At 39.3% G+C, this 21,235-nt stretch carries 25 protein-coding genes; 19 read left to right on the forward strand and 6 right to left on the reverse strand.

The features are described 5' to 3' along the window. Positions 1–5: 5 nt before the first annotated feature. Positions 6–1,061, reverse strand: coding sequence for a sporulation integral membrane protein YtvI (gene ytvI / locus GPDM_RS08775; RefSeq protein ID WP_008430701.1), 1,056 nt, complete (start codon positions 1,059–1,061; stop codon positions 6–8). A gap of 82 nt (positions 1,062–1,143) precedes the next feature. Next, a complete protein-coding gene (locus GPDM_RS08780; protein WP_008430703.1) occupies positions 1,144–1,509 on the reverse strand; it encodes a YugN family protein in 366 nt (121 codons plus the stop codon). Between the two features lie 144 nt (positions 1,510–1,653). Here GPDM_RS08780 and GPDM_RS08785 point away from each other — a divergent pair, with 144 nt between their 5' ends. Continuing rightward, the gene (locus GPDM_RS08785; RefSeq protein WP_008430706.1) at positions 1,654–2,718 is read left to right on the forward strand and encodes a CAP domain-containing protein; all 1,065 of its coding nucleotides are present in this window, start codon (positions 1,654–1,656) and stop codon (positions 2,716–2,718) included. 4 nt (positions 2,719–2,722) lie between these two features. Here GPDM_RS08785 and GPDM_RS08790 read toward each other — a convergent pair whose 3' ends face one another. Next, entirely contained in the window at positions 2,723–3,205 is a 483-nt protein-coding gene (locus tag GPDM_RS08790; protein ID WP_008430707.1) for a PaaI family thioesterase, read from the reverse strand. Positions 3,206–3,279: 74 nt separating this feature from the next. On the opposite strand from GPDM_RS08790, the gene GPDM_RS08795 reads away from it, so the two are divergent. Further along, entirely contained in the window at positions 3,280–3,726 is a 447-nt protein-coding gene (locus GPDM_RS08795; RefSeq protein ID WP_008430709.1) for a YlbF/YmcA family competence regulator, read from the forward strand. A 56-nt stretch (positions 3,727–3,782) separates the two neighbouring features. Here GPDM_RS08795 and GPDM_RS08800 read toward each other — a convergent pair whose 3' ends face one another. Then, positions 3,783–4,691, reverse strand: a complete 909-nt coding sequence (locus GPDM_RS08800; protein ID WP_008430711.1) for a glycerophosphodiester phosphodiesterase family protein — start codon at positions 4,689–4,691, stop codon at positions 3,783–3,785. 131 nt (positions 4,692–4,822) lie between these two features. Here GPDM_RS08800 and GPDM_RS08805 point away from each other — a divergent pair, with 131 nt between their 5' ends. Then, positions 4,823–5,095 carry a YlbG family protein gene (locus GPDM_RS08805; RefSeq protein ID WP_008430713.1) on the forward strand — a complete coding sequence of 91 codons (273 nt, stop codon included), beginning with the start codon at positions 4,823–4,825 and terminating at the stop codon, positions 5,093–5,095. On the opposite strand, the gene GPDM_RS08810 is transcribed toward GPDM_RS08805, so the two are convergent. Next, positions 5,096–5,476 (reverse strand): DUF7147 family protein, encoded by a 381-nt coding sequence (locus GPDM_RS08810; RefSeq protein WP_008430714.1) that lies wholly within the window; start codon positions 5,474–5,476, stop codon positions 5,096–5,098. An 83-nt stretch (positions 5,477–5,559) separates the two neighbouring features. Here GPDM_RS08810 and rsmD point away from each other — a divergent pair, with 83 nt between their 5' ends. The 3 genes from rsmD (at position 5,560) to GPDM_RS08825 (ending at position 7,706) form a co-directional block, all read left to right on the forward strand. Next, positions 5,560–6,135, forward strand: coding sequence for a 16S rRNA (guanine(966)-N(2))-methyltransferase RsmD (gene rsmD / locus GPDM_RS08815; RefSeq protein WP_008430715.1), 576 nt, complete (start codon positions 5,560–5,562; stop codon positions 6,133–6,135). Further along, a complete protein-coding gene (gene coaD / locus GPDM_RS08820) occupies positions 6,128–6,607 on the forward strand; it encodes a pantetheine-phosphate adenylyltransferase (protein ID WP_008430716.1) in 480 nt (159 codons plus the stop codon). Before rsmD ends, coaD begins: the two co-directional genes overlap by 8 nt. A gap of 73 nt (positions 6,608–6,680) precedes the next feature. Continuing rightward, positions 6,681–7,706, forward strand: coding sequence for a SepM family pheromone-processing serine protease (locus GPDM_RS08825; RefSeq protein ID WP_008430717.1), 1,026 nt, complete (start codon positions 6,681–6,683; stop codon positions 7,704–7,706). On the opposite strand, the gene GPDM_RS08830 is transcribed toward GPDM_RS08825, so the two are convergent. Next, on the reverse strand, positions 7,694–8,893 hold the full coding sequence (locus GPDM_RS08830; RefSeq protein WP_008430718.1) for a nucleotidyltransferase: 1,200 nt from the start codon (positions 8,891–8,893) through the stop codon (positions 7,694–7,696). The genes GPDM_RS08825 and GPDM_RS08830 overlap by 13 nt on opposite strands. A gap of 126 nt (positions 8,894–9,019) precedes the next feature. Between GPDM_RS08830 and GPDM_RS08835 the strand changes: the two genes are divergently transcribed. From GPDM_RS08835 to GPDM_RS08895, 13 genes are all read left to right on the forward strand, one after another. Continuing rightward, on the forward strand, positions 9,020–9,553 hold the full coding sequence (locus GPDM_RS08835; RefSeq protein WP_008430719.1) for a YceD family protein: 534 nt from the start codon (positions 9,020–9,022) through the stop codon (positions 9,551–9,553). Positions 9,554–9,577: 24 nt separating this feature from the next. Next, a complete protein-coding gene (gene rpmF / locus GPDM_RS08840) occupies positions 9,578–9,754 on the forward strand; it encodes a 50S ribosomal protein L32 (RefSeq protein ID WP_006828847.1) in 177 nt (58 codons plus the stop codon). 111 nt (positions 9,755–9,865) lie between these two features. Continuing rightward, on the forward strand, positions 9,866–10,618 hold the full coding sequence (locus GPDM_RS08845) for an enoyl-CoA hydratase/isomerase family protein (RefSeq protein ID WP_008430720.1): 753 nt from the start codon (positions 9,866–9,868) through the stop codon (positions 10,616–10,618). A gap of 188 nt (positions 10,619–10,806) precedes the next feature. Further along, positions 10,807–12,156, forward strand: coding sequence for an acetyl-CoA carboxylase biotin carboxylase subunit (locus GPDM_RS08850; protein ID WP_008430722.1), 1,350 nt, complete (start codon positions 10,807–10,809; stop codon positions 12,154–12,156). Then, positions 12,153–12,368, forward strand: coding sequence for an acyl-CoA carboxylase biotin carboxyl carrier protein subunit (locus GPDM_RS08855; RefSeq protein ID WP_008430723.1), 216 nt, complete (start codon positions 12,153–12,155; stop codon positions 12,366–12,368). The genes GPDM_RS08850 and GPDM_RS08855 overlap by 4 nt, the downstream gene beginning before the upstream one ends. 26 nt (positions 12,369–12,394) lie before the next feature. Beyond that, positions 12,395–13,945 carry an acyl-CoA carboxylase subunit beta gene (locus GPDM_RS08860; RefSeq protein WP_008430725.1) on the forward strand — a complete coding sequence of 517 codons (1,551 nt, stop codon included), beginning with the start codon at positions 12,395–12,397 and terminating at the stop codon, positions 13,943–13,945. Between the two features lie 80 nt (positions 13,946–14,025). Further along, a complete protein-coding gene (locus GPDM_RS08865) occupies positions 14,026–14,889 on the forward strand; it encodes a ketopantoate reductase family protein (RefSeq protein ID WP_008430727.1) in 864 nt (287 codons plus the stop codon). After that, entirely contained in the window at positions 14,886–15,263 is a 378-nt protein-coding gene (locus GPDM_RS08870; protein ID WP_008430728.1) for a DUF3397 domain-containing protein, read from the forward strand. The genes GPDM_RS08865 and GPDM_RS08870 overlap by 4 nt, the downstream gene beginning before the upstream one ends. A 77-nt stretch (positions 15,264–15,340) precedes the next feature. Beyond that, positions 15,341–16,960 (forward strand): bacillithiol biosynthesis cysteine-adding enzyme BshC, encoded by a 1,620-nt coding sequence (gene bshC / locus GPDM_RS08875; protein WP_008430729.1) that lies wholly within the window; start codon positions 15,341–15,343, stop codon positions 16,958–16,960. 146 nt (positions 16,961–17,106) lie between these two features. Then, complete coding sequence (gene mraZ, locus GPDM_RS08880; RefSeq protein WP_008430731.1) at positions 17,107–17,538, forward strand: division/cell wall cluster transcriptional repressor MraZ; 432 nt, start codon at positions 17,107–17,109, stop codon at positions 17,536–17,538. Positions 17,539–17,558: 20 nt separating this feature from the next. Then, positions 17,559–18,497: a 16S rRNA (cytosine(1402)-N(4))-methyltransferase RsmH gene (rsmH, locus tag GPDM_RS08885; protein ID WP_008430733.1), complete on the forward strand. Its 939-nt coding sequence runs from the start codon at positions 17,559–17,561 to the stop codon at positions 18,495–18,497. A 12-nt stretch (positions 18,498–18,509) separates the two neighbouring features. After that, complete coding sequence (gene ftsL / locus GPDM_RS08890) at positions 18,510–18,872, forward strand: cell division protein FtsL (protein WP_008430734.1); 363 nt, start codon at positions 18,510–18,512, stop codon at positions 18,870–18,872. Then, positions 18,869–21,220, forward strand: coding sequence for a penicillin-binding protein (locus tag GPDM_RS08895; protein ID WP_008430736.1), 2,352 nt, complete (start codon positions 18,869–18,871; stop codon positions 21,218–21,220). The genes ftsL and GPDM_RS08895 overlap by 4 nt, the downstream gene beginning before the upstream one ends. Positions 21,221–21,235 lie beyond the last annotated feature (15 nt).

Consider the following 21,235-nt stretch of genomic DNA (forward strand, 5'->3'; position numbering starts at 1 on the left):
TTTTTTTATACTTTAAAATCTATTTTTATCATTCCTGCTTCGCGTGCTGATGTAAAGAGAATCACGATTAATGGACCGATAAAGAATCCAAGAAAGCCAAGAAGCTGAAGTCCAATGAACATAGCAATCAATGTCGCCAAAGGAGATAGTCCAATCTGCGTCCCCATCACTTTTGGTTCCACAGTTCTTCTAATCACTAACAGTACGAGTGCTAATACAGCTAATTGTGTTCCAAATACCACATCACCTGTGATAAATTCGTAAGCAAACCAAGGTGTTAACACAATGATCGATCCTAAAATAGGGATAAAATCGACAATCCAGATTACCAGTGACATAACAAGTGCATATTCTGGTACGATAAACGCCAATGTGATAAGTGATACGATGAATATGATACAACTTACAAGAAATTGAGCTTTTAAAAAACCGAAAATCACTTTATTTAATCGAGCGAACATAAAACGGACTTTTTCTGCAGTTGAATCTTTTAACCGTTTGAAAAGCAAGGTTTTTAACTCAGGTAAGTCGAGCATGAATAAAAATAAAGCAATTAAAAATACGATAAAGCTAACAAGAAATGATGGAATACCTGTCAATAAATTAGACACAGTATCGTAATTAATAATAGACAACACCCAATTGCGAATTCCTTCCATAAAACCGACTAGTTCAGTTTCAAAAGAAGAAACGACTTCAACAGGCATATCTTTTGTCGATCGAAAGAAAAATCGTTGAAATTCGTCCCACATTACAGATAAAGAGTTTGTATATTCAGGTACCATTTTCGTAAATTGTATAATTCTTCCTATTAATTGCGTGACAATCCAATAAAGTAAAGCCGATACAACCAATAAAAACAAAATAAATACAGATATAACAGCTGATTTTCTATGCCATTTGAATCTTTTATGTATAAAGTTCACAAAAGGTTCTAGAAATATTGCAGTAATCAACGCCACAATTAATGGGATTGAAACAGGTAATATGTATACGGATATTAAGATTAAGACAGCTATGATAATAGCCATCGTTACTGTTTTTTTCGTTAACCACTTCACTTATTAAAATCCTCCTTATGAAGTTGAAATAATGATAGATTGTTTAAAAAAACCGCAGTTCAATTGCTGAACTGCGGGCTTTTTATACGCTGATTTCGAAAGCTTTGACTTCTTTTTTAATAGAATCCAAAATTCCGATACAAGTTTTAACCAAGTGTTCTGGGAAATGTTCGTCTTCACCATACTCTACACCATGTGGATAATAGTGCTTGCCAAGTACTGGTTTCATAACGCGCATTGTCGCATCATTTGAATCGACATCTCCATCAATAGCATAAGCAAATACACGTAAATAATAAGTGCCTTCGCGTACAATGAATTTGCGGTCATAAGTAACACGCTCGTAATCCCATTGGCCTTCTTTCGTCAAGGCATGGTTGTTCATGATGCTTTCTAGTAAAGCGATATCTACGTGAATGTTTTCAAGTCCTGTATTTTCAAAATACATAGGATCTCTCCTCCTCTATAACAAAAAAGACTACATACTCCTTTAATAATAGATCATAATTTAAGTTGTTGCAATGGCTAGATTGTGTCAGTGTAGAGGCGACTGGTATAATGAAGAAGATACAATAGTAAAGGAGCTGCTCGATTGAAAGACTTGTTGCGTATTATGATATTTCTATCGATAGTTCTTATCGGTTTGTTTTACTTAGATCCCTCAATAAATGAAAATGATGTTCTTGAAGCTCCGCGCACTGCAGACCCTTTGCCAAGTAATCAAATTACAGATGACTCGTTAGATATTGATCGTCCTGCAAAAGGAATTTCAAGTTATATAGGCAAATCTAGTGATAAATGGGTTGAGCAATATGGACAACCTGAACGAATAGAGCCTTCAGCATACGGATATGATTGGTGGGTATACAATGCAAGTTATGCCCATTACACAATGGCTGGTATAAAAGACGGGCGAGTTGTTCAAGTTTATACAACAGGAGCGGCGATAGATGCGACTCCGTATAAAATAGGACAAAGCCTAGATGAACTATATCGCTTTACTATTCTAGAAAATGAAGTGACAGTGAAATTTGATACAAGTATTTATACATTCAATGTTACTGCTGAAGATATGGATAAACGTATTTTAGTGAAATTTGATGGAGTTTATGCACAATTATACATTGATTCCGTAGACCGTGAATTAGAAGCTGTTCGGTTCATGAATGCAGAAACTTTGATCCGCCATCTGCCATACGACATGATGTTCTCAGGTGACTTGATACCAATTGAAACGCCATCATCAACAAAGCAACAATTGATAGATGAAGCAAATGCTAGACAAATTATGGACTTAGTAAATGTATATCGACTTCAACACGGAACTAAGCCTTTAACTTTCAATCCACAAGTAAGTTTGGTCGCAGGAGCTCACAGTGAAGACATGGCCAAGCAAAATTTCACATCGGAAGAAACAGAGTTCAAAGACTTGCATGCTCGTTTGCAAGAAAGTGAGATTACGTTTAAACAGGCAGCTGTCAATACTGCAACACTTTATTACGATCCAGCTGAAACCGTTCATGGCTGGATTAATTCAGAAGCTCATCGAAAAACTTTACTCAGTGATCAATACGATCAAACCGGAGTCGGAGTGTTTGGTAAGTACTATACTCAAATTTTTCTTGAAGAAAAACCAGTTATTGCTTCTGAGCAATAGCTGGTTATTTTTTTGGAATGATAAAAAACGAACCAGTAGCTGTGGCTATATGTTTCCCATCTTCTTGCACAATATTTCCTTCAATAACCATCGTATGTCTGCCGCTACGAATCATACGCGCATGAGCGCTTATAGATGCCTCGTCTGCAACCGATAGGTAATGGATGGTCAAGTTGGTTGTTACAGCGCTAAATCCCTCAGGACACTTACTGTTTGCTAAAGTCCCCATGGCAGTATCAATTAATACAGCAAGAATGCCACCATGTGGTATAGCCATCGTATTATGGATAAAAGCTGTGTTCGGAATCGAAACAACAGATGATTGATCGTCTAAGGTACGCGTCATATTTAAACTTGCGCTTAAATAAGTAGAAAACTCACCTTGTTGCTTTTTTTCGAAATTTCTTAAGTAGTCCGACAAAATTGTAATGTCTTCTTCGCTGCTTTGTTCAATTATGTGAGCAAATTGCTCGATAAGTTCACTCATGTTGACAATCCTTTCAAGTCTGTAGTGAAAAGCAAAAATATCTGCTATGATTAAAACGTAAAGGAGGAAATGCTATGATTATGACCTACGAATGGGCTGAAATAACTGACTTTGCAGACGAGTTAAGCCAAATGATCCTACAATCAGAGCAAGCTGACCTTTATCGAGAAGCTCATGCCTCTGTCTATAACGATAAAAATCTGGCAAATGAAATTCTTGCTTTCGCCAGATTAAAAGACCAATACGAAGAAGTTCAACGTTTTGGTAAATACCACCCTGAATACTCTCGTGTAATGAAACAAATCCGTGTGGATAAACGTCGCTTAGATTTAAATGAAAAAGTGGCTAATCTACGTTTGATGGAAAATGAATTACAAGATTTAATCGATCAAGTGAGTTTTATTATTGGTAGATCTGTTTCCGAAGCAGTCAAAATCCCGTCCACAAACCCGTTTTTCTCATCAGATTCTTCTTGTGGTGGAAGCTGTGGTACTGGTGGCGGTTGTTCTTGTTCCGCTTAATCATGAATAGTTACATAAAAAAAGTGCAACGCTTGCGTTGCACTTTTTTTTACCAATTAAACTTCCAGTTCTGAAATAAGGGATAACGCTAAATCAGGTCGATCGGTAATGATGCCTTTCGCACCGGAAGCGATTAACGCTCTCATTTCTTCTGGTTCATCAATAACCCAATAATGGACTGGAATATTCAAGTTATCAAGAAAAGCAATAAACCGTGCAGAGTCTAAGCGGAAAACAGAAGACTTAGTAGGGATTTGGAATACATCTGCACGAGGCTGATAGAGATGCCCAAATTGGCTAGTAAATGCCGTATAGGCTTTTCTAATCTCGTTTTCACCTGCACCGACAGCTATGCGATTTTGGGCGTATAAATTAAAACGATCGATTTGTTCATCATAAAAAGAAGTCACCACCACTCGGTCGTGTACACCAAGTGCGTCGATCAAGCGCCAAAGTTTGGAAGGTACTAAACTACCTTCATACGTTTCAGGAGCATCTTTTATATCGATATTAATATACATTTGCGGAAATTTTTCAAACAGTTCACGCAGCAATACAACTTGTTCGTTTTTACCACGGAAGGAATGTTGACCTTCTGTATCAATAAAATGATACCCAAGATCAAACGCTCTTAACTGGTCGAGAGTCAAATCAGCGACTCTGCCAGCACCATCAGTTGTCCGGTCAATGTACTCATCGTGGAAAACAAGGATTTCTTCGTCATTTGTCATACGAATATCAACTTCAAAGCCATTAACGCCAAGCTCGGCTGAATAATTAAATGCAGCGAGTGTGTTTTCAGGTGCTAATTTAGAGCCGCCGCGATGCGCAAGAACAATTGGGCGTTCGTAATTCAAAACTTCTTTTGCGGGACGTTGATTAGGGTTAGCCAAAACTTTAGAGCCAGCCCAAGCTGCGGCACCAACTGCTGCAGCTGCTAAACCGATTTTTGTCTTTTTTCCCATACTGTAGATTCCCTCCCTGGATTTCTATCATAAAAACAGTATAGCGAATAGAGGGCTATACTGTCAGTTTATTCGGTTGCGGCTTTTTTCTTTCATATGGTATTCTAGAAGCTAAGAAAAGAGGGATAGTTATGCATGATCGCCAAGGCCTCATTGTCTATGTGCATCATTTAAAACAAGCTAAATCGTTAAGAAAGTTCGGGCATGTTCATTTTATCTCCCGAAAATTAAAATACGTAGTGCTTTATATGGACCAAGATGTTATCGAAGCGACTAAAACAAAATTAAATAAATTGCCTTACGTCAAACAAGTGCTAGAATCTTATCGTCCATTTTTGAAAACCGAATATGAAAACGCCAAGCCGGATAAAGCAAAAGAATACGATTACAAAATCGGTCTTTAATTATTGCATCGGCGGAATATAATGATTTAATCTTAAAACGGATATTAAATGATTATGGTAGAATTTTTTATCTGCATACACGGATGAGTGCTTAACTTCCATTTTGATCGGCGTATGTCCTAAGCTGGAAACGGCTTGTTCAAAAACTGCTAGGCGCTTTGAATCTACTGGAATGCCTTCACGACAAAGATAGATTGGCATGAAGTTTCCTTCTGAAGCGGGTTTGAATGCCGCAGCAATTGACAATACATCTTGACCTTGTGGATTGGTTGAAACAAATACAAACCCATGCATAAAGCGTTGTTGGTTACTTGTGATAAGTTCACGGAGTTCATAGATATCTCCGTACCCTTCTCCTAGTTCAATAAAACGTTGAATCATCATTTCACGTCCTTTCCAGTTTTCATTTTACCATTAGGCGATTAAAATGCATCAAGAAAATCAATAAAGTTAGAGGCGATAGTATGCGAGTTGTAGCAGGCTCTGTAAAAGGAATACCTTTGAAAGCGGTACCGGGTAATTCGACCAGACCGACGACTGATAAAGTAAAAGAGTCTATTTTTAATATGATTGGTCCTTTTTTTGATGGTGGATATGCAATAGATTTATTTGCTGGAAGTGGTGGACTTGGCATTGAAGCACTTAGTCGAGGAATTGACCACGTAATATTTACCGATAAAGACAAACGTGCTGTAGAAACGATTCAAGCCAATCTAGAAAAGGTTCGCTTGACAGATCGTGCTGAAGTGCACCGGGCAGACGCAGAGCGTGCAGTAAAAGCGATCAAGAAAAACGGTGTTCAAGCAAGGTTGTTATTTTTAGATCCTCCTTACCACATGAAAAAATCTTACGAACTGATGGACAAAGCGGGAGAATTGAACATTGTAACCCAAGATGCGATTGTTGTTTGTGAACATGACCGAGATGTCGAATTGCCGGATCGTACCAAGTATTTTGAACGTTATAAAAAAGAGCTTTACGGAAGTACAATTATTTCAATTTACCGTTACCATGGGGAAGAGGGAGAACGTATTGACTAAAATCGCTGTAGTTCCAGGAAGTTTTGATCCAATAACAATGGGTCACTTGGACATTATTAAAAGAGCGTCTACTATTTTCGATGAAGTAAAAGTGGTCGTGATGAACAATTCTTCTAAAAATCCATTATTTGATGTAAATGAACGAATAAATTTAATAGCTGAAGTGACGCAGTCTATTCCTAATGTCAAAGTAGATTCTTTTTCTGGTTTACTGATCGATTATTCGGTCGAAGTAAAAGCAAATGCCATTATTCGAGGATTGCGCGCAGTCAGTGATTTTGAATACGAAATGCAAATTACTTCCATGAACCGATTTTTAAATGAAAATATTGAAACGTTATTTATGATTTCAAACAACCAATACTCATTCCTTAGTTCGAGTATCGTAAAAGAAGTAGCAAAATACCAAGGCAATATTACAGGATTAGTGCCAGAAGCTGTTGAAAAAGCTCTTCATTTAAAATTTCAGTAAGTCACGAATTTCGTGGCTTTTTTCTTATTTCAAAAAATAATGTAGTGTATGGATCGCTGAAGGGAGGAATAATATGAAAAACAACCGATTATTCATTTTTGTCATTGTGATGGCGCTTGTCATTTACTTATCCTCTTATCAGCTAGACTCTTATGTAACAAGACCAGGCGGAGCTTACGAGTTGTCACCATTAGTTGAAGTGGTAGGTGGAGATGAAGACGACGAAGGAACGCTCAGTTTAATGACGGTATCGATGTTAACAGCAACCCCTGCTTTGTACATTTGGGCAAAAATTCGCGAAGGTTATAAAGTATTGCAACCTGAGCAAGTACGAAGTCCTCACGAAAGCGATGAAGAATACAACGTTCGGCAATTAAAACTAATGTCTGATTCACAAGTAAATGCATTGCAAGTTGCATTTGAACAAGCAGAATTACCGTATGAACTTAGCAATAATGGAGTTTTTGTTTTAAATGTCCTGGACGGTGGGGCTGCGGATGATGTATTAGCACCAGGAGACCGAGTGCTTGAAATTGACGGCACTAAATACACAGAGATGCAACAGCTCATCGATTACTTAAGTGATAAGGAAAGTGGAGAAACAATAAACGTGCTTTACGAAAGAGAAAAGCGAGAAATTAGCACGGATATCAAATTAGCACCCTTGCCAACTGACCCTGACCGAATCGGCTTAGGAATTTCGTTTGTAGAAGATAAAGCTATTCAAACAACTCCTGAAGTTGAAATTGATTCAGAGAAAATAGGCGGTCCGTCAGCTGGTCTAATGTTCACACTTGAAATTCTCAATCAATTGGTTGAGGAAGATATAACAAAAGGATATGACATTGCGGGCACAGGTACGATGGAAAGTGACGGCTCTGTTGGGAGAATCGGTGGCATCGATCAAAAAATCATGGCAGCCGATTCTGCAAGTATCGATATTTTCTTTGCACCCAGCGAACCGGTAGAAGGTGGCGGCGATAGCAATTATACAATAGCTGTCGAAACTGCAGAAAAAATCGGCACAGACATGAAAATCATTCCTGTCGAAACAATCGAAGATGCTTTAGAATTTTTGGATGAGCTTCAGCCTCGGTAAATCGGAGGCGTCGTAAATTCTTTTTTCAAATGAATAGATCCCATTCCTTGCAAGTACATTGTAGTCGCGTGAATATCTAGTTTTCCCATTGAGTCGTTCAGATCAGCTGCACGACTTATAAGGGGAAGCGAGATGTTCTTTTTTTTGTGATTTAAATAGCTTTTACCGATTTTCGACATGCCAAGAAGGCGGATATAACTTGGCAACTGATAGGAATGCAACATTTGCCATGTGAAACCGGTATAAATATGCGTTAGCATTCGTTGTATTCGCGTACGTGTATAGCGCTTTGACTTGACAAGTGACATAAAATTTTCAAAGTTGTCCGCTGTTTTTGCGGATTGGAAAATCAAATTTTCGATTCCTTCCGTAACTTCTGCGTATTGTTTCAAGTTTTCAGGACCTTCACGCAAAATCGTGAAACGAAGCAACGGATAAAAGTTCTCCCAGCTTCCAAACTTCCCATATTCTTTTTCTGCCATTTTTAAAGAGGAAATTGAACTTTCCGGCATATACGTAGACAGATTTTCGACTGAAGTACCTTTAAAAAAAGCTTCGCGGATGCCAGTAGCGCTAGCAATCGGCAGGCCAACTGTAATTGGATCATGGAAATTAGCGCCTATTCGTTGAATAGTCAGAGGTGTAATAGATGAACCTAGACGTTGAGCGGCCTCAAGATAGTGAAACCCTAAAATATTATTCGGTTGTGTTAAATCGGCAAAGTCAGTTTTTCCACCTGTTAGTGCAAGATAGGCATTATTCAATGATTTTGGATAGCTAATGCCGGTTTGGATTGCTTCATGGATAAACGCTTGATATTCAGCCGCGTGCTCAGTTAATAGCTGCAGTGAATTCAGGAAAGGGGTGATCTGACCTTGTTCGCTCCCAAAGCAAAAAGATTCACAACCTATTGCATCAAGTAGTGCGACACCGCCTTTAGCAAAATCAGAAGCTTGAGCTGTTGCATAAACATAGGGAAGTTCGATTACCAAATCGATGCCAGCGTCAAGAGCCATTTGAGTACGTGTCCATTTATCGACAAATGCTGGTTCACCTCGTTGCAAAAACTGACCGCTCATAACAGCTACGACCAGATCGGCACCAGCCTCAACACGGGCTTGTTGTGCGTGATGAAGATGACCGTTATGAAAAGGGTTGTATTCAACAATAATTCCTACAGCTTTCAATCTGCTCACCTCTTTGGTAGAATTAACTTTAGTATACCGATGTTTGAAATAGAGTGACAAGATTTTTTCTTGACATCTTTTTCTGTGCATTATATAATCAACTTTGTTGTCTTGAGGTGATTACTTATGAAAATAGCGATTCAACAGCTACAAAAGCATCGCAAAGACGGACTGCCAATTGACCAAATGGTTCATTTGGATGCAGTGAAATCACGGAATAGCGATATTCGGGAAATTTCACCTGTACATGTTACAGGCCATTGCACAATTGGTTCGCAACAATTAACGTGCCAACTCCATCTCGAAGGTATGCTCACGCTGCCTTGTGCTCGAACTTGGGAAGATGTTGAGTTTCCGATAAACGTTGATACGGTTGAAGTTTTCGATTGGTCTGGAAAAGGTCAAGAAGACAAGTTGAGTGATGTTCATTTTGTAGAAACTGAAGTTATAAATCTTCAGCCAATACTAGAAGAACTCATTTTGCTAGAGATTCCGATTCAAGTGTTTAAGGAAGACGCCGATCAAGCCGTTATAAGAGGCGGAAATGATTGGTCGTATTCAACAGACGAAGAGTACGAAGCTGAGAAAGAAGAGGCACCACCAAAACCGGATCCAAGACTTGCTGATTTAGCAAAGTATTTTGATCAGTCAGATGAATAGAATTAGTGTAAGGAGGTGTCACCAATGGCTGTACCAGCTAGAAGAACGTCCAAAACCGCTAAAAGAAAGCGCCGTACACATTTTAAATTGTCAGTGCCGGGCATGGTAATTTGCCCAAGCTGTGGCGAAAGTAAATTGGCTCACCACGTCTGCAAAGCATGTGGATCATACAAAGGGAAAGAAGTAGTAGCAAGCAAATAAAACAGTATTTGCTGCTGAAAGGCTATTGAGAGGCCATGGCTCTCGATAGCCTTTTTCTCTATACATAAATAAGTAGCGTTATAAGGAAACCGGCAGAAAAGAGGGATTCTATTGTCTTATACGATAAACCTAATGGACGGCATTATGACATTTACGATCGACCGACCTGAAATTCGCAACGCCATTAATAATGAAGTGACAGAAGGTCTTGAAAGCTTGGTTGAAAAAGCAAAACATCCTTCAGTTCGAATGGTCATCATTACTGCTACTGGGAAACAAGCTTTTTGTTCAGGTGGTGACTTATCTGTATTTCATACCCTTCGGACCGAATCGGAAGCGTATGGCATGCTAAAGCGAGTGAGCGACGTGCTGTATTCCATCAAAACGCTACCTGTGCCGGTTGTTGCCCTTGTGAATGGTGTAGCAGTCGGTGGAGGCTGTGAAATAGCTACAGCATGCGATTACAGGCTTGTGTGGGATCATGCGAAATGTGGCTTTATCCAAGGGACGCTCGCCATTACCAGTGGTTGGGGCGGCGGAACTTATCTATTAGAAACTTTGCAACATGATCAAGCATTAAAAATGCTCAGTGAGGCAAAAGTTTATACGGCAAGCGAATTAAAAGCCTTTGGGTGGGCAACAGACATTATTCATGAAGAACAGGACATAGAAGTGTTTTTTGAGCGGATGAAAAACATTCACCCGGACGTGCACCGGGCCTATAAAGAAATGGCTATTCGCAAATGGCAAAAAATGGATTTGCAAGAACGCGTTGAACAAGAAGTTCGAAGATGTGCCGTTCTATGGGAAAAAGACCCTCATCATGAAGCGGTTGATCGCTTTCTCAATAAACCGAAAAAATGAAACCTTTCTTTAGTAAAGGTTTCTTTTTTTATGAGAATGAGCGGTATTTCACTAGTTCACAGTGCGCGATTGAAAAACCAGCCCTGTGAAAATAACAAAATAAAAGAAATATTTCAGCGAATAGTTGAAATCGCTTACAAAATTCGTATATGCTATAGAAGGGAGAAAACATAGGGGGTATTTCAAATATGAAAAAAATCCTAATCGCGAACCGAGGAGAGATTGCACGTCGAATTATTCGTACATGTAATCGCCTTGGAATCGAAACGGTTGCTATTCACTCTGAGGCTGATGGGGATCTGCCTTACGTTAGTGAAGCAACTGAAGCTGTACTGATCGGTCCAAACCCGGTCGTACAGTCTTATTTACAAGTTGACAAAATCATTGAAGAAGCAAAGAAACATGGAGTTGATGGAATTCATCCTGGATATGGCTTATTGTCCGAAAACGCCGATTTTGCTCGTAAAGTCGCAGAAGCTGGTATGACGTTTATCGGGCCTTCAAGTGATATTATCGAAAAGATGGGTGATAAAATTGAGTCACGTAGAACGATGATTCAAGCGGGAGTACCCGTAGTTCCAGGTACAGAAGAAGGCGTGACGACGCTTCAAGAAGCTTTGCAAGAGGCCGAAGCAATCGGTTATCCGCTCATGTTAAAAGCGAGTGCAGGTGGCGGCGGAATTGGCATGGTTCGGTGTGAAAGTGAGCAAGCGCTCACTCAACAGTTTGAATCGGTTAAAAATCGTGCTAAAGCTTATTTTGGTGATGATGTTGTTTATCTTGAAAAATTTATTGCAGATGCACGTCATATCGAAGTTCAAATTTTTGGAGATCACCATGGCAACCTTGTTCATTTATATGAACGAAATTGTTCTGTTCAGCGTCGCAATCAAAAAGTGATTGAAGAATCACCTTCACCGAATTTGCCACAAGAAGTACGTGAGCGACTCTGTGAAGCAGCGTTGCAAGCTGGAAAAGCAGTGAACTATACAAATGCAGGCACTGTCGAATTTATCGTTGATGCTAATAATGAGTTTTATTTTTTAGAAATGAATACACGTCTGCAAGTTGAACACCCTGTGACAGAAGAAGTAACAGGACTCGATTTGGTTGAATGGCAATTAAATGTTGCTGACGGAGAAAAACTCCCAGCTCAAGAGACGATACAAACTCATGGCCATGCGATAGAATACCGCGTCTATGCAGAAGATCCAAAAACCTTTTTCCCGTCACCTGGCAAGCTAGAAAAGCTTCAATGGGGTGAAGGGGCACGTATTGAAACGGGTTATGAAGAAGGCAATTTAGTCACACCTTTTTATGATCCGATGATTTCGAAAGTTATTATTCACGGAGCAGATCGTGACGAAGCATTATCGAAGTCACAAGCATTTTTTAATGATGTTACAATTAATGGCGTAAAAACCAATATTTCGTTATTCAAGGAATTTATTGGATCAGAACAATTTATATCAGGTGACTATGCTACAGCGGTATTGTCGCAATGGATGGAAAAAAAGAAGGAGGAACATACATTATGAAAGAATTAAAAGCATCAATGGCAGGAACGGTATTAAACGTATTAGCAGCTGAAGGACAAGCGATTACACCGGGACAAGCTGTTTTAACAATCGAATCAATGAAAATGGAAATACCAGTAGAAGCTGAATTTGGTGGAACTGTAGAAAAAGTTCACGTTGAAGTTGGCGGATTCGTTAACGAAGGCGATTTGTTGATCACAATAGGCGAGTAATCGTTTTAAGCAAAGGGGACAGTGAAATGACAAAAACGACTGAAACAACAGGGTATAATGAACGTTTAGAACAAAAGCTTGCAAAAATTTTTGCTGGGGGGCAGCAAAAATATCACGACAAAATGAAAGAAAGCAATAAATTATTTGTTCGTGATCGTTTGAAATTATTATTCGATGATGAAAACTATGCAGAAGACGGACGTTTTGCCAATGTTGAAGCAGACGACCTTCCAGCGGATGGCGTAGTCACCGCTATTGGTAAAGTTAATGGCGAAACGGTTTGTGTAATGGCGAATGATTCTACTGTGAAAGCAGGATCATGGGGTTCGCGTACGGTTGAAAAGATTATTCGTATTCAAGAAACTGCAGAAAAAATGCAAGTGCCTATGCTGTACTTAGTAGATTCTGCTGGTGCGCGTATTACCGATCAACTAGATATGTTCCCGAATCGACGTGGTGCAGGTAAAATATTCCACAATCAAGTAAGAATGTCTGGAATGGTACCACAAGTATGTTTACTATTCGGTCCATCTGCTGCAGGTGGCGCATATATTCCTGCCTTTTGTGACATTGTTATTATGGTAGACGGCAACGCATCCATGTATCTTGGTTCACCACGTATGGCTGAAAAAGTTATTGGTGAGAAAGTGTCGCTTGAAGAAATGGGTGGAGCTCGCATGCATTGTACTGTGAGTGGTGTAGGTGATGTATTAGTCGCAACAGAAGAGGAAGCTATCTCAGAAGCTCGTCGTTACTTAACAAACTTCCCTGCTAACTTTGCGATGAAGCCTGAAAAGATTGAAGCAAAAGCAGCAAAAGCGGGACGCTCACTTGAAGCAATCATTCCAGAAAACCAAAATGCACCTTTTGATATGTACGAATTGATCGATCAATTGGTTGACGAGGGTAGTTTTTTCGACATTAAAAAACTGTTCGCTGGGGAATTGATTACTGGGATTGCACGTATTGATGGACAAGTTGTTGGGATCCTTGCAAACCAGCCGAAAGTTAAAGGCGGCGTATTGTTTGGTGATTCAGCTGATAAAGGCGCGAAGTTTATCAACCTTTGCGATGCTTTTTCAATTCCGTTATTGTTCCTAGCGGACGTTCCAGGATTTATGATCGGAACAAAAGTAGAGCGTGCTGGAATTATTCGTCATGGCGCGAAGTTTATCGCTGCAATGAGTTCTGCGACAGTACCCAAAATTTCGGTGATTGTTCGTAAAGCCTATGGTGCTGGATTATACGCCATGGCAGGCCCTGCGTTTGAGCCGGACGTCTGTATTGCTCTGCCGACAGCACAAATTGCAGTAATGGGTCCTGAGGCAGCTGTCAACGCTGTTTACTCTAACAAAATCGAAGCAATTGAAGATCCGAAAGAACGTCTTAAATATGTTCAAGAAAAACATCAAGAGTATAAAGAAGAAATCGATATTTATCGCTTGGCATCTGAACTGATTGTGGATGAAATAGTAGCGCCGCATCAATTGCGTTCAGTGCTATCTCAGCGCTTGTCATTTTACGAAACAAAAGATTTACCATTGCCATATCGAAAACATCCGATTTATCCTGTATAATAGATTATTATTAGAAGTCTGCCTAATATGGGCAGGCTTCTTTTTTAAGAAAAAATTGTGGCACTGTAAGGAGTGATTCCGTGAAATATGCAATTATCGGAGCTGGAGTCAGTGGATTGTTACCAGCTTATCTACTGAAAAAAGCGGGCCATGAAGTGCAAGTCATTACACAGCACGAAGAGCAAGCCGCGTTGATTAACAAGCAAGGAATTATAAATGATGGAAATTGTCAACAAGTAGATGCCTATACAGACTTTGAACAAATCGATGCTGAGGCTTTTGTTATAGTGACGGTGAACTATGATGAATTACAACCGATATTGAGGTTGTTGAAAATTCGTCGCCCAAGCAATAAAATCATTTTTTTACAACAAGGTATGCTTTTTTTAGAAAAAGCCACTGCATTATCTCATCGCCATATCGCTGCGGGTATAGTAGATACGGATTGCATCAAAGTAAAAGATACGGAAATTAGCTTTAGTAAATCGCCTCAATTTAGATTTGGGTTGATCAAAGGGCAGTCAGAAGAATTTCAACCGCTTCTTACAACCGATGCTTGGCAAAGTGAATGGGTTGAGGACATTGAACAATTGCTTTTTGAAACCGTATTACTTAGCAGTTTGATTGACCCTTTAACTGCAATAATGAAAATACGCAATGGTGAGCTAATTACAAATCCTCATGCTTATGAACTGTTCCGTAATTTATACAATGAACTGTATTTGGCATTTCCAGAAATAGAATGGCTGCAGCCGATTGAAAATGTAGCGACAATGTGTGCGGCAGAACCCGAAACAGTATCGAGAATGTTTGCTGACCGTTTAGCTAATGATCCAATGGAGGTTGACGGACTAATGGTGTATGTATTAAATCAATCGAAATTGGAGTTGCCTTTATTCAAGGCATTTTATCACCTTTTGAAAACGATCGAGGTAGCGAAATGACAATATTGTATTCAATTGCAACGGTATTCCTTTATATTCCTTTTTTACTTTTTGTTATTGTGTATCTGTTTTCACTTAAAAGAAAAAAACAAAAAGCATTGGTTTTAGCATCAGACGTCACGACATTTTTGTTATTCTTTTCTGTCCCAGCTAGTGTCGAGTTTCTATGGGATTTTTCGATTTCAGTTTATATTTATTTCGTTGCGCTTGTCTTAGCGATTATTTTGTTAGTGATTGAATGGAGAAACACGAAAGAACTCGAAATTATTCCGTTTTTCCGTAAATTATGGAGAACTTACTTTTTACTATTGGCTTCTCTATATGCTCTTGTTTGGATAGTTGGTCTTGTTTCCATCATTATTAAATCAATTTAGCAGGCGTATTTTTTTTCTTTAGGAGATGCGTTTGCTATAGTAGATTTTAAATGTATACGGAAAAGGGGACTTTTTTTATGAAAGTAGAGGAACAGTACGTAGAACTAGCCAGTAAATTGATGAGTGATTATATAAATGGCAAACCAGTACTTCGCCAGTATTTTTCATATGACCCACAACAAGCGTCATTTGATAAACGGTTGAAAAGCCTTCAAAATCATTCTGTTGATCGTGTAAGGCTAGCAGGCATTATACGCAATTATATGGGACAAGATAGATTATCTAACATGGCACAGCAGAATTTAGCTGATTTTGAAGCGGGTGCACCGGTAGTTGTCACAGGTCAACAAGCGGGTATTTTAACAGGACCATTATATACGGTACATAAAGCAATATCTGTCATCATTCTTGCAAAACAAGCTGCTAAGCAACTCCAAACACCGGTAGTGCCAGTTTTTTGGATTGCGGGAGAAGATCATGATTTAGCTGAAGTTAGCCATCTGTACCGAGAAATAAATGGACGGGTAGACAAACTGAATATCCCCTACGCTGAATACGGCAAAAACTCAGCTTCTACTGCAAATCTCAATAAACCTAAAACCGCTTCTTTTTTAGAAGAATACTTCCGCAGTCTTCCAGAAACAGAACACTCGAAAGAAGTACAAAAACTAGCCTTCGGTTTGTTGGAAAAGTCGAGGTCATTCACAGACTTTTTCGCAGCACTTATCCATTATTTCTTTCAAGAAGAAGGACTATTGTACATAGATGCTGCAGATGAAGCGTTTCGAAAATACGAATCTCCTTATTTTTTAGAAATGATTGATCGTTCAGCGGACATCGCAAAAGCAGTAACTGTTGCTGAAGAATCTCTTGTGAAGGATGGCTATAGCGCAGTAATCGGGGCAGAAGAAAATGCTGCAAATCTATTTGTTACGGTTAAAGGAGAACGGCTATTACTAGAGCGTGAAGGTCAAGAGTTTGTAGCAAACAACGGCTCAATTCGTTATACGAAACAGCAACTGCTAACTATTGCAGAAAAAACACCTGAATTATTGAGTAATAATGTAGTGACACGTCCGTTAATGCAGGAAATGGTTTTTCCTGTACTAGCTTTTGTTGGAGGTCCTGGAGAAATTGCTTATTGGGCAGCTTTAAAAGGAGCTTTTGAGTTGTTCGCTATGGAATTACCGGTTATCATGCCTCGCCTAAGTTTAACTTTGGTAAACCGTCAAACACAGCGTTTGTTAACCAAATACGAATTAGATTTTTCTTCTGTTGCAAATGACCGTCAAGTGTCGGCAATGAAAAACCAATTAATGGAGACGATTCGTGAGCAGGAAGCAGAAACGCTACTTACGAATTTAGAGTTAGAATTAGAAAAATCTTATGAGCAAATCAAACAACAATTTACATCCATTAGCAAAGGGTTAACGCCGATTGTCGAGAAGAACCTACAATTGCATGCCAAGCAATTAAAGTTCTTAAAAAACAAGTTACAAGATGAAGTAGTGCTTCAAAACAGCATTGAATTTGGACATTACGATGCCATCGAAAATGAACTATTGCCAAATGGCGGTTTCCAAGAAAGAATTTACAGTCCGTTTACTTATATGAATCAGTATGGAATTGACCTTGTAAAAGATCTTTTAGCACTTCCACTCTGTTATGACAAAAATCATAAAGTTATTTATTTTTAAGTTGAAAAGTCTGCATATGCAGGCTTTTTTTATGTCAAAATAACTTGTTGAGATATTTTGCTGTAACAATCATGAAATATTTCAAAAACAAGTGGTGACAAGTGGGGGATTGTGGTACATTTATTACAATAAGTGGGGTGAAGGATATGTTCATGGGCGAATATCAACATAGCGTTGATGCAAAAGGACGGTTAATTATACCGGCTAAATTCCGTGAACTCTTGGGAGATCATTTTGTAATCACTCGAGGTCTGGATCAGTGCTTATTTGGTTACACTATGGAAGAATGGCAGAAAATTGAAGAAAAGCTTAAAGAACTGCCGGTCACTAAAAAAGACGCACGTGCTTTTACACGCTTTTTTTTCTCAGGTGCCTCAGAAGTGGAACTTGATAAGCAAGGGCGCGTCAATATACCGACGACATTAATTTCTTACGCGAAACTTGAAAAAGAATGCATTATCTTAGGTGTGTCCAACCGTTTTGAAATATGGGCAAAAGATTCATGGGAAAGCTATTTTGCAGCATCCGAAGATTCCTTTAGTGAAATCGCGGAAAATTTAACTGATTTTGACTTTTAAAAGTGAACGGGGGGAATGGATTGTTCAATCACACCACGGTTTTACTGCATGAAACTGTCGATGGTCTGAACGTTCGTCCTGATGGCATATATGTTGATTGTACGCTGGGCGGAGCAGGACACAGCGAATATTTGGTTCAGCAATTATCTGACCAAGGTCATTTATATTGTTTCGATCAAGACGCAACGGCGATAGCTCATGCAAAAGAAAAACTACAAGAGTATTTACATAGAATTACATTTATCCATGCCAACTTTAAATTTTTAAAAGAAGAATTGGAAATGCATGGAGTAGAAAAAGTTGATGGTATTCTATATGACTTAGGCGTTTCTTCTCCACAATTGGATACACCAGAACGAGGATTTAGTTATCACAACGATGCACCTTTAGATATGCGAATGGACCAAAGTGCAGAACTAAGTGCTTATCACGTAGTAAATGAATGGTCTTTTGAAGATTTAGTAAGAATTTTTTATCGTTACGGCGAAGAGAAATTTTCAAAGCAAATTGCACGTAAAATCGAAGCGGCAAGAGAAAAGCAACCGATCGAAACTACGGGTCAGTTGGTGGAATGCATCAAAGATGGAATTCCTGCTTTTGCCCGTCGAAAAGGTGGTCATCCTGCCAAAAGAGTATTCCAAGCTATTCGTATCGCAGTAAATGATGAATTAGGCGCTGCCGAAACATCTTTACAAGACGCAGTTAGCCTACTAGCAATTGGCGGAAGAATTAGCGTGATTACTTTCCATTCGTTAGAAGATCGACTATGTAAAGCGATTTTCAAAGAAGCCTCTTCATTACCTGAATTACCACCAAATTTACCGGTAATTCCTGATGGAATGGAACCAATCTTAAAACTAATTACAAGAAAACCAATATTACCTTCTGAAGAAGAATTAGAGCATAATAATCGATCAAGGTCCGCTAAACTGCGGATTGCAGAAAAAATAAACGAGTAAGGACGTGTTCAGATGGCACTGAATGCAAGAACAGAAGATTACATCCAACAGCTGGCCGTACCTCAAAACCCGAGCCAGCAACAATCGATTAGAAAAAAAGGCTTAATCACAAAAGGTGAAAAAATTCTGTATACAACTTTTGTAGCAGTCTGTATTATGTGTGCATTACTGGTTTTGCAGAATCAGGCAACGATTCAAGCATCAACGCAGGAAATTCAAAAAATTGAACAATCAGTCAATGAAACAGCGAAGCAAAATACAGATTTGTCGGTACAGGTAAGTGAACTGTCTTCATATTCGCGCATTTGGGCTAAAGCAAAAGAACTTGGCCTTAAATTAAATGAGCAAAATGTAAAGGTAGTGCCTGGACAATGAAGAAAAAGTTTCGGTTTCAAGGAGGAGCCTTTCTGCTATTTTTGTTATTCGCAGGGCTCTTTTTCCTTTTATTGGCGAGAATTGTAACAATACAAGCCACGGGGAAAGTGGAAGGACAAGAATTGGCTGCTAAAGCTGCAGCGAAATACAGTCAAGAAGAAGTGTTGACGGCAGAACGCGGGCGCATTATCGATCGCAATGGCGAAATAATAGCTGAAGATACACTCACCTATAAGCTAGTCGCAGTGCTCGATGAATCGGTTACGCAAAAAGCAAGTGATCCGCAACATGTGGTAGATATTGAAGAAACCGCTAAGAAATTAGCGGGATATTTGGATACTTCTGAAGAAAAAATTCTGGAAATATTAAAGAATGGTGTCGAAAAAGATCGCTATCAAGTAGAATTTGGTTCTGCTGGTCGTGAAATTAGTCACACGCAGATGCTAGCCATGAAGGAAGAAGACATTCCAGGTCTTCTATTTGTTCGAGATTTAAAAAGATTATATCCTAACGGTGTTTTTGCTTCTCATTTAATTGGCTATGCAATGAAAGAAGAGCTAGAAAATGGTGAAACAAAAACAACCGGAAGAATGGGTCTTGAATCGATTCATAACGACGTGTTAACAGGGAAAAATGGCAAAATGGAATTTGATACGGACAAGTGGGGCTTTTTACTGCCAAACAATGAATCTGCGATCACTCCAGCCGTAAACGGAGCGGACGTTCAACTCACATTGGATAAAACGTTGCAAAATTTCTTAGAAGATGCAATGACTGGCGTGCAGGAAGAGTACGACCCAACACGAATGATTGCAGTAATCGCAGATCCTAAAACAGGTGAAATATTAGCGATGTCACAACGTCCAACATTTGATCCGAATACGCGAGAAGGTCTATCAGACAATTGGCTAAACGAAAGTATCGAATTAACAATTGAACCCGGTTCACCGATGAAAATGTTTACATTAGCCGCAGCTATTGAAGAAGGTAAATGGGATCCTAATGCGACTTATAAATCGGGTACATATACTTTACTTGATAGTAAAATCGGAGATCACAACAGTGGTCGAGGGTGGGGAACGATTTCATTCTTAGAAGGCTTCCAACGTTCATCTAACGTTTCAATGGCTTATTTGCTAGAACGTCTTGGAGCAGATACTTTCATGAACTATGTAGATGCTTTTGGTTTCGGAGAACAAACAGGCATCGATTTGCCTAAAGAAGCATCTGGTAAAATCTTGAACCAATGGCCGATAAATAAATTAACGACTGCATACGGGCAAGGTTCTACAGTTACGCCTATTCAAATGATTCAAGCGGCGTCTGCCATTGCTAACGACGGAGTCATGATGAAACCGTATGTAATCGATCAAATCAAAAATTCCGATACAGGAAAAGTAACAGTTAAAAGCGAACCACAAGAAGCAGGTCAGCCAATTTCAGCTGAAACCGCAAATCAAGTTAAAGAAGTATTAGCTTCGACTGTCACTTCTGATGTGGGCTCAGCGAGAGGGTTTGCATTAAAAGATTATACAGTTGCAGGAAAAACTGGGACAGCGCAAGTACCAAAAGAAGGTGGCGGATATTTAACAGGTAGAAATAATTACTTGTTCTCCTTTTTAGGTATGGCTCCTGCAGATGATCCGGAATTGCTTATCTATATCGGTGTTCAACAACCTAATGTGCCAGCTAACGAGTACGGTTCTGTACCAGTAGCGAAAATCTTTACTTCCGTAATGGAGAATAGTCTAAAGTATTTAAACATCGAACCAGAAAATATGGCTGAAGCAGCAACGGTTCCTGTGGAAGAATATACAGGTAAAACAGTGACACAAGCGACTGAAGCTTTACAGGAGTTGGGTATTGAAGTTGAAGTGATAGGGAATACCGAAGAGATTATCTCACAGTACCCAGAAGTCGGAAATGCTGTTTTAAAAGGTGGCCGAGTGGTCCTACAAACAGCTGGAGACACAACTTTACCTGATTTTACTGGATGGTCTAAAAGAGAATTGCTTGCTTATCAAGCTTTAAGCGGTTTAGCGCTAGAAATTGCTGGGCAAGGTTATGCGATGACGCAAAGCGTTGAAGCAGGACAGCTTGTCGTAGGGAGCGATCCCGTAATTATTGAACTTTATCCACCTGAGATTTTTTATCCTGCTCAAGCAAAAGAGCAAGAAGAAAATCTAGAAGAAGATCAAATTCCGCCTGAACAAGAAGTGATAGAAGACACGGGTTCTGAAACCATAGTAGAAGAAGCGGAAAATGAAGTCCCAATAGAACCAGAAACACAACCAAATACAGAAGCACAAGCAAATATAGAATCACAAACAGACGAATCTACTGAGTAGTCTTGTGTTTAAAGG

Origin of the sequence: Planococcus donghaensis MPA1U2, from assembly GCF_000189395.1 — a bacterium.
Classification (GTDB): domain Bacteria; phylum Bacillota; class Bacilli; order Bacillales_A; family Planococcaceae; genus Planococcus; species Planococcus donghaensis_B.

Coding starts and splice junctions, on each gene's coding strand:
- mraZ (WP_008430731.1), top strand. CDS start 17,107: ATGTTCATGGGCGAATATCAACATAGCGTTGATGCAAAAGGACGGTTA.
- rpmF (WP_006828847.1), top strand. CDS start 9,578: ATGGCTGTACCAGCTAGAAGAACGTCCAAAACCGCTAAAAGAAAGCGC.
- GPDM_RS08895 (WP_008430736.1), top strand. CDS start 18,869: ATGAAGAAAAAGTTTCGGTTTCAAGGAGGAGCCTTTCTGCTATTTTTG.
- GPDM_RS08835 (WP_008430719.1), top strand. CDS start 9,020: ATGAAAATAGCGATTCAACAGCTACAAAAGCATCGCAAAGACGGACTG.
- GPDM_RS08870 (WP_008430728.1), top strand. CDS start 14,886: ATGACAATATTGTATTCAATTGCAACGGTATTCCTTTATATTCCTTTT.
- GPDM_RS08790 (WP_008430707.1), bottom strand. CDS start 3,205: ATGAGTGAACTTATCGAGCAATTTGCTCACATAATTGAACAAAGCAGC.
- GPDM_RS08825 (WP_008430717.1), top strand. CDS start 6,681: ATGAAAAACAACCGATTATTCATTTTTGTCATTGTGATGGCGCTTGTC.
- bshC (WP_008430729.1), top strand. CDS start 15,341: ATGAAAGTAGAGGAACAGTACGTAGAACTAGCCAGTAAATTGATGAGT.
- GPDM_RS08855 (WP_008430723.1), top strand. CDS start 12,153: ATGAAAGAATTAAAAGCATCAATGGCAGGAACGGTATTAAACGTATTA.
- GPDM_RS08805 (WP_008430713.1), top strand. CDS start 4,823: ATGCATGATCGCCAAGGCCTCATTGTCTATGTGCATCATTTAAAACAA.
- rsmD (WP_008430715.1), top strand. CDS start 5,560: ATGCGAGTTGTAGCAGGCTCTGTAAAAGGAATACCTTTGAAAGCGGTA.
- GPDM_RS08800 (WP_008430711.1), bottom strand. CDS start 4,691: ATGGGAAAAAAGACAAAAATCGGTTTAGCAGCTGCAGCAGTTGGTGCC.
- GPDM_RS08795 (WP_008430709.1), top strand. CDS start 3,280: ATGATTATGACCTACGAATGGGCTGAAATAACTGACTTTGCAGACGAG.
- GPDM_RS08850 (WP_008430722.1), top strand. CDS start 10,807: ATGAAAAAAATCCTAATCGCGAACCGAGGAGAGATTGCACGTCGAATT.
- ftsL (WP_008430734.1), top strand. CDS start 18,510: ATGGCACTGAATGCAAGAACAGAAGATTACATCCAACAGCTGGCCGTA.
- GPDM_RS08810 (WP_008430714.1), bottom strand. CDS start 5,476: ATGATTCAACGTTTTATTGAACTAGGAGAAGGGTACGGAGATATCTAT.
- GPDM_RS08780 (WP_008430703.1), bottom strand. CDS start 1,509: ATGTATTTTGAAAATACAGGACTTGAAAACATTCACGTAGATATCGCT.
- GPDM_RS08860 (WP_008430725.1), top strand. CDS start 12,395: ATGACAAAAACGACTGAAACAACAGGGTATAATGAACGTTTAGAACAA.